Genomic DNA, 13,855 nt, shown 5'->3' on the forward strand with positions numbered 1-13,855 from the left:
GCGAGGGATGGGGCGGGGAGGGCGGTGGACCGGACAGTGCCGACTGGCGGTGCAACGTCCTCGCCTTCTCCCGTACCCGTGATCTGTCGCAGGGGCTGATCCTCGACGGCGTGGTTGCCCGCGCGGACGGCACCGCCGCCCAGGTCATCCCGCGGGACAGGCGACGCGATGAGGTCACCGTCATCCCGAATTCGGGCATCGCCGTCGAGGGTGGGCAGTACGTGCAGTACATGTCCGTGCGCGAGTGGGGTCCGCCGGGCTGGTGGCACACCAACTACGGGGGCATGGCCGTCTCCCGGGACGGCGGCGTGACGTGGGACAAACCGCGCGGAGCGCGCTGGATCAACCGGGCGGAGCGGGACGACCCGTTCCAGATGGGTGCCCTTGCCCGCGACGGTGACCACGTTTACCTGTTCGGTACGACCAACGGGCGGCATGGCGACGCCTACCTCGCCCGTGCCGAAATCGCGGACATCCTGGACGCTTCCGCCTACGACTACTTCACGGGCCGTGGCTGGGTCCGTGACGAGTCCGCCGCGGTTGCGGTCCTGCCGGGCCCGGTCGGTGAGCTGTCCGTTGCCTACAGTGTCCACTGGGGACAATGGCTGGCCCTGCACCTGGACGATCCGGGCGGAGTGATCCTGCTGCGCACCGCGGATCGCCTCGAAGGCCCGTGGTCGGTGGGGGAGGTGGCCGTTTCCGGCGCCCGGTTCCCCGGACTGTACGGCGGCTACCTGCATCCGTGGGCGCTCGACGGCCCCGACATCTATTACCTGATGTCGCAATGGGGGCCGTACAACGTGTTTCTCCTGCGTTCGCACCTGACGCGCGATCGCTGACCTTCGCCAACGCGACGTCGAAGCCGGCCTGGGGGCTATTGACTGACTAACCCAGTCAGTCAATACTAGGCGGGTGCGAGGTCGGGTGCCGCCGCGTTCGGTGGACGAGATTGCCGAAGCCGCGGCGCGGGTGTTCATGAGCAAGGGCTACCGGGCGGCCGGAGTGTCCGACGTGTCCGCGGCCCTCGGCCTGAGCCATGGCGCGGTGTACACCTACGCGAAAAGCAAGGAAGCCCTGCTGTACCTGGCTTTGCTGCACCTGACCCGGCCGGAGTCCCTGGCCGGGCTGGACATTCCGGTGGTCAGGCCCGCTCCCGGGGAGATCGTGGCCATGGTCGATGCCTGGGCCGCCGACCACGAGGTGCTGCCCGTGCTGGCCGGGGCATCCGGCGGTCGTCGGCGGCACGTCGCGGTCCCCGAGGAGTTCGGCGCGATCATCGACGAACTGTACGCGTTCGTCGAGACCAATCGGCGACTGCTGGCTCTGGTCGAGCGGTGCGCCCAGGACCTCCCCGAACTGGCCCAGCTCTACTTCGTGCAACGCCGGAGGAACCTGCTGGCCGCCCTCGGTGACTACCTGCGGAGACGTATCCGCTCCGGCGCGCTGCGCCCCGTTCCCGACGTGGCGGCGGCGGCGCGTTTCGTCGTCGAAACCGTCACCTGGTTCGCCTGGCACCGGATCGACGATCCGGACTCGGCGATGCTCGACGACGAGGTCTCCCGCCGGACCGTCCGGCACCTGCTGCTGGCCGCGTTCCTGCCCGAGCCGGACCAGGCCGGAGCACCGGCATGATGCGAAATGGGGGTCTGGAAGGTCATGGATGACATCGGAATGTCCGAGGCGAGCGCGTCGGCCGGACCGGGAGAACCGGACGCGACACGGGTTTCCCCGCAGGTGGCGTGGAAACCCGTCTCGGCCGTGCTGGCCGTGGCCGGTGTCGTGCACCTGGGGGTGGCGGCCCGGTTCGGTTGGCACCGCGACGAGTTCTACTACGTGATCTCCGGCAGGCACCTGGCGTGGGGGTACCCGGACCAGCCGCCGCTGACCCCGCTGCTGGCCCGGCTGGCCGCCGACCTGCCCGGCGGGGTGCTGCCGCTGCGGCTGCTCGCGATCGCCGCCCAGCTGGGCTGTGTCCTGCTGGCCGCACTGCTGGCCGCCGAGTTCGGCGGCCGGGCCCGCGCCCAGGCCATCGCGGCCGGAGCGGTCGCGGCCAGCCCCGTGTTCGTCGCGGGCGCGATGCTGTTCGGCACCACGGTGACCGACCAGCTGGCCTGGGCCGCGCTGTTCGTGACGGTGGCCAGGGCGGTGCGGTTGGGCACGGTGCGGGCGTGGCTGCCTGCCGGAGTGGTGGCCGGGATCGGATTGGAAAACAAGTACACCGTCGGGGTGTTGCTGGTCGGCATCGTGCTGGGGCTGGCGCTGTATCGGCGTGCTGTGCTGCGCACCCCCGGGCCATGGCTGGCCGGTGTCCTCGCGGCCGTGATGCTCGCGCCGAACCTGGTGTGGAACGCGCAGCACAGCTGGGCGCAGTTCCGCATGGCCGCCGTGCTCTCGGCCGAGCAGGGCGGTCCGCTCGGCGCCTTGGCCCAGCTCCCGGTGGCGTTCGCCAGCCCGCTGATCGTGTTGTGGGTTCTCGGGATCCGCTGGCTGGGTTCGCCCGCAGGCCGAGACCACCGGTGGGTCCTCGTCGTCGCGGTGACCGCGGTGCTGGTGTTCACCGCGAGTGGCGGCAAGGGTTATTACCCGGCACCCGTCCTGATCGGACTGTTCGCGGCCGGGGCCGTGCTGGCCGAAGCCCTTGCCACGCAACCCCGAACCCCGCCCGTCCGTCGGCACCGATGGCAGTTGCCCGCGGTGATCACCGCGTCCGGGGTGCTCGCGGTGCTGATCGGCCTGCCCGTGCTGCCGGTGGGCGCGGCCGACGCGCTCCGGCCGGTCAACCCCCAACCACTCGAGACCTACGGCTGGCCCGAGTTCGTCCGCCAGGTCACGGCGGTGGCCGACACCCTGCCTGCCGGGGCGAGCGTCTTCACCAGCAACTATGGCGAAGCCGGTGCGTTGACCATCCTCGGCCCGGCTGAGGGCCTGCGACTGCCGGTGTCCAGCGGACACAACGGTTACCTGCTGTGGGGCCCGCCGTCGGGCACCCCGGACACCGTCCTGTGTGTGGGCGAGTGGAACGCCGACTACCTGCACCGGTTCTGGTCCGACGTGCGGGAGATCGCGCGTATCACCATGCCCGGTGGGATCGTGGACGAGGAGACCGCCCACCACGCGGCGATCTACCTGTGCCGGCAGCCGCACGGCGACTGGGCGCAACTCTGGCCGGGGCTACGCCATCTCAACTAGCACTGGATCGCGCGGACCTTCGGCAAGACGCCCTCCTGCCGGGTCCGAGGATCTTGGCTGCCGCCCTTAAGGCCGGCGTGCTGGGCTGGCGGTCGGCGACCGGGCCGTCATCGTGTGCTTGCCGGCACTACCTGCAGGAGCGTCGACTCTGCGATTTCCGTGTTCCTGCAGGAACCGGCGTGCCGCGTCGGCGCCGTCGACCTCGAAACGCTCGCACGGGGTCTGGAACGCTTCGACGAGTCCGAGCTCATGTACGACGGCCGCCACGAAAACGAGTTCCCGGTCGAACAGCAGGCACCGAAGAGATACGTCCTCATGACATGGTTGAACAGCGTCTCCGAGCACACGTTCCGCGCGAATGCCGCGGCTTCACTGGTCAGTCTGCAGGTGGGGAAGACGACTCCGGCCACTGTGGACGGTAGAGTAACGGAACCTGCGATGGAAGCCCCAGGAACCGCGGGGCGTGCGGAAGCAGGAAGATCTCGCCAAGCATGCTCCGTCGCGGCGCCGTGTGGACGACGTGGGTGCCTTCCCGGCCATCGCGGGGGCGATTCTCCCGAGAAATCCGGCAAAGCCGCTTCGACACACCCCTCTGTTCTCTCTTGCTGAACCGCACCGCATCGACACGCGGTTCGGCGAGGTCTGGCCGCTGACGTTCGTCCAAGCACCGGACCTAGTGGGCGCGTTGGCGGACCTGCCCGGGGTTCGCGTGCTCACGGAAGCCGAACTGGACTCATCGTTCGACCTGGCGAAATGGCCTGAAATCGTGCCCGATGATGTCACCTACTGGAAGCCGGCCACCGTGGGCGAGGCACTTTTCAATTATTGGGACTGAGCTGACCGGTCGTCGCCGAAGCACCGGGCGACGTCGTGGCCGGCGATCAGGCGGGCTTCGCGCAGTGGGGTTCTGCCCGCGCGATGGGTGCCGGTCACGGACCTGCCTTTTCGCGACGAGCGGGGGCCGTCAACAGGGGGCGACACCAACGTGCACTGCCTCGGGAAGGGCCGCGAGGAAATGGCGGCAGAGGTCATCGGTGAAGTGGGAGTTCGTCGGCTTGACGCGCAGTGCCCCTGGTCACCGGCTCTCGGGGGCACAACCATGACGGCCGCAACTCCTGTTTCACGGACCGCTCGCTCGCGGGCGGCGTTCAGTTCATCATTGCTACGGAAGTAGAGGGTGATCTCGCTGCCGCACACCACCGGGGCGCCGGTCACCCTCTGCGAGAACACCCCGCTGATGCCCAGTACAGAGCCGATTCCCACGGCCGCGACCAGCCCAGGATGACGTCTCCCCAGACGAGGCCTCGTCTCGATCCCATGCGGACACGATGTCATCCCCGTCCCGGGGACGACCGGAGTTGACCGCAATCGGTCAGGCGCGGTCCACGTCAAGCAGGTGGTGAACTGAGCCGAACTCTCTGTGAGTCCCTCAGGCGGCGGTGGTGAGGGGTTCGGGTTCGCTGCGATAGGTGCGACCGGCGGGTGTGGTGATTTCCAGAACGCCGGTTTCGGTCATCCGGTGGCGCCAACCGGGCTCGTCCTTGAGCCGGTGATCTCGGCGGCACAGGCCGCAAAGATTGGTGCTGTCGGTGCCACCGCCCTGGGCCCAGGGCTCGACGTGGTCCAGATCGCAGGCCTGGACCGGTCGGTGACACCCCGGCACCCGACACTCCCGGTCCCGCACCTGCACCAACTCCTTGGTGGCGGTGGGTGGCCGGTAGCGGTGGCGTCCGACGTTGATGGGGGTGCCGGTCATGGGGTCTGTGATGACCCGCCGGATGGTGGCATTCGCGGCGATCTGGCGGGCCAGTTGGGCGGGGATTGGCCCATGTCCGGCCAGTTCGGCCGGTTCGTTGCGCAGCCCGGTCCAGGTCAGGAAATCCAGATACACAAACACTTCCGCCCGCGGCGGCTCCACCGGCCGCACGACACCCAGACACAGGTCGGAGAACACATCCGCCCGCAGTTCGTCCAGGGTGCGCTCCTCACCATTGCTGCGCAGTCGGCGGGCGACGCGATCGACTCGGGTGTAGATCGTGGCGGCGATCTCCGCCGGGAGATACGCATACAGGGTGGCCATCCCTTCGTCCTCGTGGCACAGCTGAACATTGCGGGACCGCCTACGCTCCTCGCACCGCCGCGCATGCCCCTCGGGATCGACGCGGGCAACGGTCCTGTTCACCAGCCGCCGCACCGACGTCGCATCCCGGGTAGCGATCTTCCCCGCCACCCGGGCATCGACTTCCCGCGCCTGCTCGTCGGTCAGAACCGAGGTTTGATCGGCCACCTTCGACGCCCGATACGGATCCACCGCACCCCGCTTCATCGCCTCAAACGTCGAAGGCAACCGCCGCGCCAGATCCCGGGCCAGGGACACCTGACCCTCCGCCTGACGCGCACCATAATGCAATTCGAGAGCGACCTCCTTCGCCACCGAATCCGCATCCCCCAACGCCGCCACCGCGGCCAGTTTCACCGCCTGGCATGCATTCGAACACCCCTCAGCCGCCGCGATCAGCGACAACACCTCATTCCGCTGCAGTGCGGCGATACGGTCGTACAGTTCCGGGTCGGGCCCGGAAAACCCCCAGTTTTCGGTCACCCCACAATTCTATCGACGACACGCCGCCAACAGCATCACACGATCAGGTAGGTTCGAACAGTAATTCGAACGGTCGTGTTTCCGAAGAGTCCTCGCTTCCGTTGGACGGCGTGGGCCAAGGGTGCTGGACCAGGTGGACGAGGTCGATCTCGCTGGCCGATCTGGAGGAGCCGCTGGGCCGCTGGTTCGCCGCTTTCCTGTTCCGCGACGGCATCGCGGCCGCCGATGCCGATGCCGATGCCGATGCCGCCACCCTGGTCGGTGCGGTGGCCGGACTTCCGATCGCGATCGCCGCGCTGATGGCGCGCCCGTCACGGTGGACATGCTGGACAACATGCTGGACGCGATGCCACCCGACCTGCCCCCAGAAAATGCTGTCCGCTTCCTGCGGGCTCAGGCCGACGCCGACCTGCCGAGGCACTGCCGCTACTGGCAGGCAGTGACCAGCCGGCCGCGTCGCGGCTGTTCTCCCTGCTGACCGAGATCGCCTCTGCGGAAATCCCGCCTTCCGGGACGGGTGTGACCATCTCGAATGGCTGGGGTTGGCCTCGGCCGGCGAAATCGATCCTCGCGAATTCTCCACCAAGGACGCCAGTTCCGACTCGGCCGGGAATCGGTGTAGCGCCGGAGTGCATCACCGGAATTCGTGCACGACTTCGATCGGGCCTGCCAGGTGGGCGTTGAACTCGTCCAGTTCCTCGGCCGGAACCCACAACTCGAGGATGGTCTTGCCGCCGGCCTGCCGCACCGGGTAGCGCCGGAGGAAATCCGACTCGACCCGGAAGCGGGTCACGTAGCCGACTCCATGGTGTGGGACGTTCCATTCCCGGGCGATCTTGATCGCGTACTCCTCGTTGAGCACGGGGTAGAAGATCGGCTGCTCGGGAAGCCGCGGCGGCCAGGCGCGCCAGCCGGATTGCCGGACGAGCTCCAACTCCTCCGGCCCGGTCGGGCGCCACAGCACCGTGGTGGCTGTCTCCTCGTCCTGAACCACCCTGCATCCCTTCGTGCCCAGCGCATCGATCCGTTTCGTCAACGCTCCGCAGCCTGGTCCTGCCAGGCCAAAGGCGCCACCAAGTTTCCGATCACCGGATTGTGCCGGGGCCCGGAAGGAGGGCGGCGATGCCGTCGAGGATGCGGTCGAGGCCGAAGTCCACGGAGGTGGCCGCCGGGTACTCGCCGCTGGCCGCGAGGGCCGCCAGACGGGGGTAGTCGCGCTCGGCGAGGAGTGGGCTCAGGAACGCGCGGACTCCGGCTGCCCGCGGCGGGAAGTCGGTGGAGTCCGGATCGGTGAGGGCGCGGAGGCGCTCGGCCGTCGTGCGGGTGAAGTCGGCCACCAGCCGGGCGCAGCCGAGAGCGTCCACATCGGACAGACCGGCCATGGACAGCGCCGCCAGCAGCCGCTCCGTCCAGCTCAGGTGATGCGGTGTCACGGGCCCGCCGCGGAAGGAGACGTCGAGCAGCCATGGCCGGGCGCGGTAGCGTTCGAGCGCGGCGTGCGCCCAGTGACGGACGGCGGCCCGCCAGTCCGTCTCCCCGGCCCGCGGGGCGGGGGGCGGTCCGAGTCCGGTGTCCGCCAGGAGGATCAGCAGTTCCTCCTTCGAACTCACGTAGCGGTACAAGGCGTTGGTGGTCAGCCCGAGCGAGGCGGCGATGTTGGGCAGCGAGGCGGCGGCCAGCCCCTCGGTGTCGGCGAGTTCGACGGCCGCGGCCACGATCTGCGCCACGCTGTGCGAAGGCTTCGGGCCAGGGCGGGACCGCGGCGTGGTGACCCAGGCCGCGGTCAGGCCGGGCGGCAGCCCGGGAAGCTCGTGGGGGTCGGGTTCGGTCGGCATCTTTCGCTCCGCAGCCTCGTTCCGCAAACTGTGCAATTCTTACACAATCCCGGCTGGGGGTGGTGTGAGCCGGACCGGAAACTCGCGGCCGGGTCGGCGAGAGACACGGTCCGGGTTTTCCGTACGGCCCGGTTCCGCTAAACTGTGTAAGCGTTGCACAATTAATCCGATGCTCCGCCGAGCCGATATGGGGGCTTCATGCCGGAGAGCACAGGAGACGCCCGCTCCTCGAGCGGACTCGCGCGCCGGGTCGTCACGATCGTCTGGGCGGTCGTCAGCGGCATCGAGTTCGTGATCTGGCTCCTCATGAGCCTGATCAGCACGTCCGTCAAGTACCCGTTCTGGTTGTGGACGATCGGCATCGGGGGTGCGGCACTGCTGCTGTGGTGGTACTTCGGACCGGACCGCCGCACCCGGCAAGGAACGGAGTGAGCACGTGTCCGCCACGACTTCCGTCGAGTCCCCGGTACGGCTGGACTCGGTGCACAAGACCTACGGCTCCGGCGACAGCGCGGTCGAAGCGCTGGCCGGTGTCTCCGCCGACTTCCGCGCCGGCACCTTCACCGCGGTGATGGGCCCGTCGGGTTCCGGCAAGAGCACGCTGCTGCACTGCGCGGCTGGTCTGGACAAGCCGACCTCCGGCCGGGTCACCCTGGTGGGGACCGACCTCAAGGGCAAGAACGAGACCGAACTGACGCTGCTGCGCCGCGCCCACGTCGCGTTCGTCTTCCAGTCGTTCAACCTGATGCCCGCGCTGAACGTGGAGCAGAACGTCACCCTGCCCTCGCTGCTGGCGGGCCAGGAACCGGACAGGGCATGGGTGGACCAGGTGATCGCGCGCGTCGGGCTGTCGCAGCGGGTGAAGCACCGCCCCGGCGAGCTCTCCGGCGGACAGCAGCAGCGCGTCGCGATCGCCCGCGCCCTCGCGGGAAGGACCGCGGTGGTGTTCGCCGACGAGCCGACCGGCGCGCTCGACACCACCACCGCGGTCGAGGTACTGAACCTGATGCGCGAACTGGTGCGCGCGGGCCAGACCATCGTGATGGTCACCCACGACCCGGTGGTGGCGTCGTTCGCGGACGAGGTGCTGTTCCTGGTGGACGGCCGGATCGTCACGCAGCTGACCGCACCGGGCGCGGAGGCCGTCGCCGCCACACTGGCGCAGCTGGGCGCCCGGGCCAAGCAGACGCGGGGGCAGCGGTGAGTTCGCGGCGGGTGGTGCTCAGGCTGGCACTGGCCGGCCTGAGGTTCCGCGCGGCCGCCTCGTTCGCCTCGTTCGTGGCCATCCTGATCGGGTGCGGGCTGCTGATCGCTTGCGCCGGGCTGTTCGAAACGGCCATCGTGCTGCAGGCACCGCCGCAGCGGCTCGCGTCGGCGCCGGTCGTGGTCGGCGGCTCGGCGGGGTTCCGACTGCCGGACGAAGAGTCGCAGGTGGTGCCGTATGCCGAGCGCGCGGGGCTGACCCGGGACCAGATCGGCAGGATCGCGGCGGTGCCGGGCGTGCGGCAGGCGGTGCCGGACGTGTCGTTCCCCGCCGTGCTGCTGCGTGACGGCATGCCGCAGGTCTCCGGTTCCGCGTCCGTCCTTTCCGGACATGGCTGGGACTCCGCGGCGCTCGGCGGCTACACGCTGCGCGAGGGCGCGCAGCCCCAGGCTCCGGGGCAGGTCGTGCTCGACTCCGCCACCGCGGGCGCGGCCGGGATCGGGCCCGGGGCGAGGGTCGGACTCGCGGTGGACGGGCAGAAGCAGGACTTCGTCGTCACCGGGACGGCGGAGCCGGGCCGGACCGTGCGGGCGCCCGCGTTCTTCTTCTCGGCGGACGACGTGCAGCGGTTCGGCACGCATCCGGGCAGCGTCGGCCTGGCCGGGGTGTTCCCCGCCGACGGGGTGGCCGCCGGTGAGCTCGCCGCGCGCATCGCCGACCAGGTCCCCGGGGTCAGCGTGCTCACCGGGGACGACCGCGGTTCGGCCGAGTTCCTCGGCGTGTCCGCCGGCCAGTTGCCGCTGATCCTGCTGGCCGCGGTGTTCGGTGGCATGGTGCTGGTGGTGATGGCACTGGTCGTCTCCGCGACGATCAGCCTCACCGTGCGGCAGCGGCAGCAGGAGCTCGCGCTGCTCCGGGCCACCGGTGCGACGCCGAAACAGGTCCACCGGATGGTGGTCGCCGAGACCATGGCCGTCGGCGTGCTCGCCGCGGTCTGCGGAGCCTTCCTGGGCGGCCTGGCCGGCAACCGGATCTTCGGCACCAGCCGGTCGCTCGGCATCGTGCCCGGCGAGCTGGTGTTCCGGCAGGACGTCATCGCCTTCGCCGCGGGCATCCTCGCCACGCTCGCGATCACCTACGCCGCGGCCTGGTTCGCCGCGCTGTCGGCGGCACGGGCGCGGCCGGTCCAGGCGCTCGCCGAGGCCGCGATCCCCAGCGCCAGGGTGAACCCCTTGCGCCGCACGGGCGCGCTGGTGTTCGCCGCCGCGACGGTACTGCTCGCCGGGACGACGATGTTCATGCCCGCCGACACGGCCTCGGCGATCGGCGGCCCGGCGGTGCTCACCGGCGCGATCGCGGTGGCGCTGATCGGCCCGGAGATCATGGCCTTCGTCGCCGACCGGTACGGCCCGTTCATCCGGCGGATCGCGGGCCGCGAAGCCACCCTCGCCGTGATCAACTCGCGGGCGCGCGCGGTGGCGTTCGCCGCCGTGCTCACCCCGATCACGCTCGCCACCGCGGTCGCGCTCGGGAACGTGTACTCGGAGACCACCGTGCAGCGGGCACAGGTGTCGGCGTACGCGGGCCAGTTGCGGGCCGACGCGGTGATCAGCTCGGACACCGGCGGCCTCTCGCCGGAGGCGTTCGGGCGGATCCGCGGCACGCCGGGCGTCGGCACCGCGTCGCCGCTGGTCACCAGCTCCGGCTGGATCGAGCAGCCCTACGACGGCAACGGCAGCGACCCGCTGCGCCTGATCGGCATTGCCGCGGAGGACCAGGACGGTTCGGTGCTCGCCACCGAGGTCACGTCCGGTTCGCTGAAGAACCTCACCGGAGACTCGGTCGCGCTGCCGCGGAACGTCGCCGAGGACCTGGGCATCAGGCTCGGCCAGAAGATCACCATGCGGCTCGGCGACGGGGCGCAGGCACAGGTGGTCGTGGTCGCGCTGCTGGACAGCCCGTCGAGCTACGCGAGCATGGTGCTGCCCGCGGACCTGCTGACCGCGCACACCACCACCGGCCTGCCGGCGCAGGTGCTGGTGAGGGCGGCCCCGGGGCAGGACGCGAACGCGCTGGTTTCGGCGCTCACCGAGCGCATGAAGAACTGGCCGGGAGCCACCGTCGGCGACGACGGCGCGCTGAAGCGGAACTTCCAGGCGAGCGCCGACGTCGAGGCGATGATCAACTACCTGCTGGCCGTGCTCGCCATCGCCTACGCGGCGATCGCGGCGGTGAACACCCTCGCCGTGGCCGTACTGGCCCGCCGCCGCGAGTTCGGCGCGCAGCGGCTGGCGGGCGCGGACCGCAGGCAGGTGCGGCGGATGCTGTTCGTCGAAGGCGGCATCGTCGCGGTGACCGGCCTGCTGCTGGGGATCGTCATCTCGCTGTGCACCGTGCTGCCGATGGCCATCACCACCGGCGAGATCATCCCGTCCGGCCCGGTCTGGGTGTTCCTCGCCGTGGTGCTGGCGGTGTTCCTGATCGTCTGGCCCGTCACCGCGGTTTCCGCGCGGCTGGCGATGCGGCGCAGCCCGATCGAAGCGGTGACCCTGCCAGGGCAGTGAGGTGTCCGCCGCACAACCCGGCACCCCCGGCGCGTCCGCACAAGGTCCACTTTAGATCGGTCGGGCACTCTGCGGGGAGAAGAGCGGAACAGCCCGTGAAGTGAGGTGGCCCGATGCCGATCCGCATCACCGGGACAACGGCCGACGCCATCGGCACGTCGGTCGCTCCGCCGGCCGCCGATCCCGCCGGTGCCGTGGCCTTCCTCGCCGAACTCGCCGACCGGGTCACCCATCGCCCCGGCACGGGCCGGGTCTTCGTGCCGGGCGGCGGCCCGGTGGCCGGGGCACTGGCGGGGGAGGGCTACCGCGTCACCGACGGCACCGAAGGCACCGAAGGCCCGCTCGGCTCCGGTCTGCGCTTCGACGTCGTCTTCTCGGGTTCGGACGAGCTTTCGCGGCTTCTCTCCCAGCGCGACCAGCTTCGCCTTGTCCGGCGGCTCGCGGCGTTCCTGCGCCCCGGCGCTGCCCTGGTGATCCAGGGCCGTCACCCCGACCCGGCCGCCTGGGCGAGGGACGCGCTGGTGGCCGACCACGACCACACGCGTCAGACGCTGCTCATGGCCGGGGCGCGGTTCCCGCAGCGGTACGTGTGGCCCGCGGAACTGGATCTCATGGCGGAACTGGCCGGGCTGGCACCCGAGGGCTGCTGGGGTGGCTGGTACGGCGAACCCCTGGTGTGCGGTGGCCCGGTGGTGTCGGTGTTCCGCAGCTGACCCACCGGGCGCGGCGACGCCGAACGACCCGGCCCCGCCGCCTGCGGGACCGGGCCGGGTGCCGCAGGCGCGGGAGGGGTCAGACCGCGTCCGACAGTTCGCCGACGAGGATCAGGTGGTGCAGTTTCCGCAGTGAGCTGCCGGGTTCGATGCCCAGCTGCTCGACCAGGTTCCGTCGTGCGGAGGCGAAGGTTTCCAGCGCCTCGGCCCGCCGGTTCGAGCGCAGGAGTGCGGTCATCAGGTACTCGTAGAACGTTTCCCGCAGTGTGTGTTCCTTCGCCAGTGCGGAAAGCTGCCCCACGATCTCGCGATGCCTGCCGACCAGCAGTTCCGTCTCCATCAGCAGTTCCAGGCACTCCAGCCTGCTTTCCTCCAGCAGCGCGGCGCAGGACCGGATTTCGGGCGAGTCGGCGAACCCGCCGAAGGCGGCGCCACGCCACAGGTCCGCGGCTTCACGCAGGACGGCCGCCGCCTGCCGGTAGCTGCGGTCCCGGTGCAGGGCACGCCCCTTCTGGTAGAGGCGGGTGAAACGGTCGGCGTCGAGCTCGTCGGTTCCCACACGGAGCGAATAGCCGCGCGGGTTGGTGACCAGCGGGCTCACGTCCGCGTGCCCGCCCATGCCGCGAAGCTGCTTCCGCAACTGGGAAACGTAGACGTAGAGCGCGGCGTTGGCTCGCGCGGGCGGATTCCCGACCCAGATCTCGCTGATCAGGTACTCGGTGGTCACCACCTGATTGCGTTTCGCCAGCAGTACGGCGAGCAGCGTCTCGATCTTGCGTGCCCGCGGTGCGCTGACACCGGGCGGGCCGCTGACTCTGATCTCTCCGAGTATCTCGTAGTGCATCCGAAGTGCCTTCCGGTGTCCGCGTTGTCCGGGATCTGCCCGTGGCGCCTCGTCTTTCCCCCAGCGCCTGGTGTCTGCCGATGCGTGTCCGGCCCCACAGTCGGAGCGTACTGAACCGACCTCCCGGTTTTCAAGGCGAAAACCGGGAGGTCGGTCGGTTTGTTAATCGGTGAGGTCCAGGGGAGATTATGTGACCGCTTTCAGGAACTGCCGGCGCCGATGAGAGCGCCCGCTGCGGAGAACTTGTGCCGTCGCCGCGGCGGCACCACCGAGCTCAAGATCGTTTCCCACATGAAGGTCACGCGCTCGGGCAGGTCGGCTCGCCCGGTGAGGACCTGCGAGGTCAGCTGGATCCCGGTGAACGAGCCGATCACGAGCTGCGCGAGCTGGTGCACGTCGACCTCCTTGCGAAGGTCTCCCGCCGCCTTCGCGGCGAGCAGGAAGCTGCGGACCGTGTCGATCCACTGCTGGTAGGCGCTGCTCGCGGGCAGGAGGAACGAGCCCTGCTCGATCACGAGCCGGATGCCCGCCCGCACGCGGACGTCGTGCTGCAGACTGATCGCCAGGCGGTGGCCGAGGTCGATGACCGTCTGCAGTCCCGGATTGTCTATTCCGGACAAGGACTCCCAGACCCGGAACTGCTCGTCGATGAGCGCGTCGGCGAGATCTTCCTTGGCCTTGAAGTGGAAGTACAGCGCCCCCTTGGTGACCCCGGCCTCGGCGAGGATGTCCGACAGGCTGGCGGCCGCGAAACCGACTTCGTCGAACCGGCGGGCCGCGGCTTGCAGGATGGCGCTCCGCGTTTGTTCCGCACGCTCTTGGCGGGCCAAGGCAAGTTCCTCCGTGATCCTTGCAGGAAGATCAAATCCAGACCTTCGGGCGGATGCCCGCTACGCCCGCCGGC

14 protein-coding genes are annotated in these 13,855 nt (G+C 69.9%); 9 read left to right on the plus strand and 5 right to left on the minus strand.

All coding sequences use genetic code 11. The features are described 5' to 3' along the window. The 4 genes from FNH05_RS02000 to FNH05_RS37750 all read left to right on the plus strand — a co-directional run. The coding region (locus FNH05_RS02000) for a glycoside hydrolase family 183 protein (protein WP_144585377.1) at nucleotides 1-839 on the plus strand (839 nt) is incomplete at its 5' end. 73 nt (nucleotides 840-912) lie between these two features. Beyond that, entirely contained in the window at nucleotides 913-1,632 is a 720-nt protein-coding gene (locus FNH05_RS02005) for a TetR/AcrR family transcriptional regulator (protein ID WP_144585380.1), read from the plus strand. 24 nt (nucleotides 1,633-1,656) lie between these two features. Further along, complete coding sequence (locus tag FNH05_RS02010; RefSeq protein WP_246127441.1) at nucleotides 1,657-3,189, plus strand: glycosyltransferase family 39 protein; 1,533 nt, start codon at nucleotides 1,657-1,659, stop codon at nucleotides 3,187-3,189. A 463-nt stretch (nucleotides 3,190-3,652) separates the two neighbouring features. After that, nucleotides 3,653-4,024: a hypothetical protein gene (locus FNH05_RS37750; protein WP_186382326.1), complete on the plus strand. Its 372-nt coding sequence runs from the start codon at nucleotides 3,653-3,655 to the stop codon at nucleotides 4,022-4,024. Nucleotides 4,025-4,618: 594 nt separating this feature from the next. On the opposite strand, the gene FNH05_RS02020 is transcribed toward FNH05_RS37750, so the two are convergent. After that, nucleotides 4,619-5,791, minus strand: coding sequence for an HNH endonuclease signature motif containing protein (locus FNH05_RS02020; protein WP_246127442.1), 1,173 nt, complete (start codon nucleotides 5,789-5,791; stop codon nucleotides 4,619-4,621). Between the two features lie 110 nt (nucleotides 5,792-5,901). Here FNH05_RS02020 and FNH05_RS02025 point away from each other — a divergent pair, with 110 nt between their 5' ends. Beyond that, nucleotides 5,902-6,234, plus strand: a complete 333-nt coding sequence (locus tag FNH05_RS02025; protein WP_144585383.1) for a hypothetical protein — start codon at nucleotides 5,902-5,904, stop codon at nucleotides 6,232-6,234. Between the two features lie 191 nt (nucleotides 6,235-6,425). On the opposite strand, the gene FNH05_RS02030 is transcribed toward FNH05_RS02025, so the two are convergent. Both FNH05_RS02030 and FNH05_RS02035 read right to left on the minus strand, forming a co-directional pair. Next, on the minus strand, nucleotides 6,426-6,785 hold the full coding sequence (locus FNH05_RS02030) for a hypothetical protein (RefSeq protein ID WP_144585386.1): 360 nt from the start codon (nucleotides 6,783-6,785) through the stop codon (nucleotides 6,426-6,428). A gap of 91 nt (nucleotides 6,786-6,876) precedes the next feature. After that, nucleotides 6,877-7,626 (minus strand): TetR/AcrR family transcriptional regulator, encoded by a 750-nt coding sequence (locus tag FNH05_RS02035; RefSeq protein ID WP_144585395.1) that lies wholly within the window; start codon nucleotides 7,624-7,626, stop codon nucleotides 6,877-6,879. A 198-nt stretch (nucleotides 7,627-7,824) separates the two neighbouring features. Between FNH05_RS02035 and FNH05_RS02040 the strand changes: the two genes are divergently transcribed. From FNH05_RS02040 to FNH05_RS02055, 4 genes are all read left to right on the plus strand, one after another. After that, on the plus strand, nucleotides 7,825-8,058 hold the full coding sequence (locus tag FNH05_RS02040; RefSeq protein ID WP_144585398.1) for a hypothetical protein: 234 nt from the start codon (nucleotides 7,825-7,827) through the stop codon (nucleotides 8,056-8,058). 4 nt (nucleotides 8,059-8,062) lie between these two features. Continuing rightward, nucleotides 8,063-8,830, plus strand: a complete 768-nt coding sequence (locus tag FNH05_RS02045; protein WP_144585401.1) for an ABC transporter ATP-binding protein — start codon at nucleotides 8,063-8,065, stop codon at nucleotides 8,828-8,830. Beyond that, nucleotides 8,827-11,394, plus strand: a complete 2,568-nt coding sequence (locus FNH05_RS02050) for an ABC transporter permease (protein WP_144585404.1) — start codon at nucleotides 8,827-8,829, stop codon at nucleotides 11,392-11,394. The genes FNH05_RS02045 and FNH05_RS02050 overlap by 4 nt, the downstream gene beginning before the upstream one ends. Nucleotides 11,395-11,507: 113 nt before the next feature. Further along, nucleotides 11,508-12,107, plus strand: a complete 600-nt coding sequence (locus FNH05_RS02055) for a hypothetical protein (RefSeq protein WP_144585406.1) — start codon at nucleotides 11,508-11,510, stop codon at nucleotides 12,105-12,107. 79 nt (nucleotides 12,108-12,186) lie between these two features. On the opposite strand, the gene FNH05_RS02060 is transcribed toward FNH05_RS02055, so the two are convergent. Continuing rightward, the gene (locus FNH05_RS02060; RefSeq protein ID WP_144585409.1) at nucleotides 12,187-12,951 is read right to left on the minus strand and encodes an AfsR/SARP family transcriptional regulator; all 765 of its coding nucleotides are present in this window, start codon (nucleotides 12,949-12,951) and stop codon (nucleotides 12,187-12,189) included. A gap of 200 nt (nucleotides 12,952-13,151) precedes the next feature. After that, nucleotides 13,152-13,781, minus strand: a complete 630-nt coding sequence (locus FNH05_RS02065; RefSeq protein WP_144585412.1) for a ScbR family autoregulator-binding transcription factor — start codon at nucleotides 13,779-13,781, stop codon at nucleotides 13,152-13,154. Between the last annotated feature and the right edge of the window lie 74 nt (nucleotides 13,782-13,855).

This window comes from Amycolatopsis rhizosphaerae, assembly GCF_007713715.1.
GTDB classification, from domain to species: Bacteria; Actinomycetota; Actinomycetes; order Mycobacteriales; family Pseudonocardiaceae; genus Amycolatopsis_E; species Amycolatopsis_E rhizosphaerae.

Excerpts from the sequence above, each read along its gene's own strand:
- FNH05_RS02010 (WP_246127441.1), top strand. The coding sequence starts at position 1,657 with ATGGATGACATCGGAATGTCCGAGGCGAGCGCGTCGGCCGGACCGGGA.
- FNH05_RS02035 (WP_144585395.1), bottom strand. The coding sequence starts at position 7,626 with ATGCCGACCGAACCCGACCCCCACGAGCTTCCCGGGCTGCCGCCCGGC.
- FNH05_RS02040 (WP_144585398.1), top strand. The coding sequence starts at position 7,825 with ATGCCGGAGAGCACAGGAGACGCCCGCTCCTCGAGCGGACTCGCGCGC.
- FNH05_RS02055 (WP_144585406.1), top strand. The coding sequence starts at position 11,508 with ATGCCGATCCGCATCACCGGGACAACGGCCGACGCCATCGGCACGTCG.
- FNH05_RS02060 (WP_144585409.1), bottom strand. The coding sequence starts at position 12,951 with ATGCACTACGAGATACTCGGAGAGATCAGAGTCAGCGGCCCGCCCGGT.